Below are 3052 nucleotides of genomic sequence, written 5' to 3' on the forward strand. Positions count from 1 at the left end.
TTTTTAAACTACGACTCATAAACGCACCATACAAGCTATCTCTCTATTATATGCAACTTCACATAAAATTGGTATTAGAGAAAATACCGGAAATGACTTTGGAACAGGCGTAGTCAGTGAAATCACTGGTCAGATAAAGACTTTTGATAACAAGTATCAATTGATAAAATCTTTTCACACGTTGTGAGAGGCAGGCAAAAGTTTGGCGATCGGGATCTTGAGGATGCGTCTTTCGAGTTCATCTACCTTTTCAAAAGAAAAAACTAAAATGCCAAGATCACTTGAAATCTTCGGCGATGGTCGCGTGTACGAAATAAAAGACGACCTAGCCGTTAAAGTCACGGAGACAAATGGGCAAGTAAAAGCATTAATTGATGCTTTAAAGTTCAGCGTAGCTAAAACATACAACATTAATCCTCCAGAAAAACAACCGCCTGAAGTGGCAGAACGCAGAGGTTCAAAGCATATCAATGGAGAAGGCTTTAAGCTTCTCACTACGTTTGAAGGATGCGAGCTGACTGCTTATGATGATGGCGGTGGAGTTTGGACAATTGGTTACGGACACACTGGCGACGATGTTTTTCCAGGACAGACGATTAGCCAAACGCAAGCAGAAGAATTGCTGCACCTCGATTTAGAAAAATTTGAATCCTTTGTTGAGGATGCCGTTGAAGTTGAGATAAATGACAACCACTTTTCTGCACTGGTTTGTTTCTGCTTCAATGTCGGCCCTGAAGCTTTTGGAGATTCAACTCTTCTGAAGCTTTTGAACCAGGGAAATTATCAAGGAGCAGCTAATCAGTTTCCTGTGTGGAATAAGGTAAATGGTGAACCCTGGCTAGGGCTGACACGCCGACGATTGGCTGAACGAGCACTGTTTTTGGGAAATCCCTGGCAGTCATTCTTAACCTATGAAGGAACAGGCGAAGAAGTAACAGGTGAAACAATCTCAGAAGCACCTCGCACCTTGAAACTCACCGCTCCTGTCATGCAAGGTGAGGATGTTCGTCAAGTACAAAAAGCTTTGAAAGCAGCAGGAATCAATCTCGAACCTGATGGAGTATTTGGTAATGATACTGACAAGGCAGTGAGGCAGTTTCAGGAGCAGAAAGGGCTAATGGCGGATGGTGTTGTAGGTGCCCAAACGCGAAAAGAATTGGGACTATAACATCGATTGTGTAACTAAATTCAAACAGATTGGAGAAAACCATGACTGAATCAAGCGATCTTCTCTTTAATCAACCTGTAATTGTCGAAGCCTGTGAAGAATTTGTCCAACGGGATATGTTGGAAATTAAAGGCAGTTTTCCCGGATTGCTCAAAGATGCACCCATGTCTTCGACGGCCGTGGTAAATGGCTTATCCCAGCAGTTGATATATCAACTGCAATTGATGATGCCAGATGCCTTTGTCAGTTTTGATGACCTCAATGTAGACTTGCTGGATGCAGCCTTTCCCTATGTACAAGCCCCTGCAAAACAGGCACTCCAGAGAGCGATTCAAGATCGAGGTCAAACTATGCAGGTAAACTCTGCCTACCGCACGATCGCTCAGCAAATGCTGCTGTATAACGATCGCTTCAACAACTCTAATCCTGTAGCTCCACCGGGAGCCAGCAACCACCAAACTGGGTTAGCGATCGACATTGAAGATGCAACAGGCTGGGAAGTTTATTTGATGCGGTATGGCTGGAATCCATTACCGGGCGATCCTCCTCACTTCGACTACCAAGGCGGCTGCACGATCGATCTTCGCAGCAAATCAATACTCGCATTTCAGCAGCTTTGGAATCAGAATCATCCTAATGAAACGATTAGCGAAGATGGCGGTTTTGGTTCTCAAACTGAGGATGCACTTAATCGCTCTCCTGCTCCAGGGTTTCCTAAAGCGCCGTGGAATGACAAACCCAGAACGTTGCGCTTGGCGATGCCCCGAATGGAAGGTTCGGATGTACTCAAGCTTCAGGAGGGTTTGAAAAAGGCTGGGATTGTAGTTGGGGCTGATGGTGAATTTGGGCCAGCAACAGATAAAGCCGTCAAGGAATTTCAGCAGCAGAAGGGTTTGAAGCCAGACGGAATTGTCGCTGTCAAAACCCGCGAGCTAATGGCTTGAACTGTTCGCGATCGAGTCAACCAAATCTTGAACTTAAAAATGCGTTTCTGAATAGGCAGAGTCTTCTGAAGAGCTTGAATTTGCGGCTCCAGAACTCTGCCGATACACCAACGCTCTGAATGAATTAGAAAAAGACACGAGAGTAACGAATTAAAATGACTAACCAACCTGAACAAACACCGAATATTTACGCACTATTAATCGGTATTGACTGCTATATGCCGAATGGATTGCCTAATGGTAGTCTTTACAAAAATCTTGGGGGCTGTGTACGAGATATCGATCGTGTAGAAGCTTTCTTAATTAATGAGAGGAAAGTTCCCAAAGCACAAATTTTGAAACTGACAGCTTCGGTTAACCCTAATGAACTCACCAAGCCTGTAGAATTACCGGAAAAACTACCAACTCGTCAGAATATGATCGATTCCTTTAGGAAACTGGGGGAAATGGCTGCGGAAGGAGCGCAAGTATATATTCACTACTCTGGACATGGTGGACGGGCAAAAACTGTTTTCACATCTATTAAAGGTGAGGATGAAATTGATGAGGGATTAGTTCCTACAGATATTGGCACTTCAGAAGGACAGTATCTCCGCGATCTCGAGCTAGCAACACTGTTGAAGGAATTGGTAGATAAAAAACTAACCGTTACGGTGGTGTTGGATTGTTGTCACTCTGGAGGCAATACGCGAGGGGATGTAGAAATTCGAGGGGGAGAAGGAATTGATGAAAAACCTCTGCAACCTGGTCAAGAACTGGTGGCACCTCTAGAAACTCTAGAACAAAGTTGGCGATCGATCTCTGAACAAACCACTCGGGGACTAAAAGCTTCTGGATTGCGTGCAGCCAGAGATTATGTGCTTCTAAGTAGTCAAACAAAATTAATTACACAAACAACTAATATGATATAATAAAAAATATCAAGTTGTGTTCAAAGAAG

At 43.8% G+C, this 3052-nt stretch carries 3 protein-coding genes; all 3 read left to right on the plus strand.

Annotated elements, in window-relative coordinates:
- Nucleotides 1-223 precede the first annotated feature (223 nt).
- The 3 genes from QUA04_RS29130 to QUA04_RS29140 all read left to right on the plus strand — a co-directional run bounded on the left by QUA04_RS29130 (nucleotide 224) and on the right by QUA04_RS29140 (nucleotide 3023).
- Nucleotides 224-1168 carry a glycoside hydrolase family protein gene (locus QUA04_RS29130; protein WP_333264129.1) on the plus strand — a complete coding sequence of 315 codons (945 nt, stop codon included), beginning with the start codon at nucleotides 224-226 and terminating at the stop codon, nucleotides 1166-1168.
- A gap of 41 nt (nucleotides 1169-1209) precedes the next feature.
- A complete protein-coding gene (locus QUA04_RS29135) occupies nucleotides 1210-2112 on the plus strand; it encodes a peptidoglycan-binding protein (RefSeq protein WP_333264132.1) in 903 nt (300 codons plus the stop codon).
- 155 nt (nucleotides 2113-2267) lie between these two features.
- A complete protein-coding gene (locus QUA04_RS29140; RefSeq protein WP_333264135.1) occupies nucleotides 2268-3023 on the plus strand; it encodes a caspase family protein in 756 nt (251 codons plus the stop codon).
- Nucleotides 3024-3052: the final 29 nt, after the last annotated feature.

It is taken from the genome of Microcoleus sp. S13_C5 (assembly GCF_036700845.1).
In the GTDB taxonomy this organism is placed as follows: domain Bacteria; phylum Cyanobacteriota; class Cyanobacteriia; order Cyanobacteriales; family Microcoleaceae; genus Microcoleus.

Coding starts and splice junctions, on each gene's coding strand:
- QUA04_RS29130 (WP_333264129.1), top strand. CDS start 224: ATGCGTCTTTCGAGTTCATCTACCTTTTCAAAAGAAAAAACTAAAATG.
- QUA04_RS29135 (WP_333264132.1), top strand. CDS start 1,210: ATGACTGAATCAAGCGATCTTCTCTTTAATCAACCTGTAATTGTCGAA.
- QUA04_RS29140 (WP_333264135.1), top strand. CDS start 2,268: ATGACTAACCAACCTGAACAAACACCGAATATTTACGCACTATTAATC.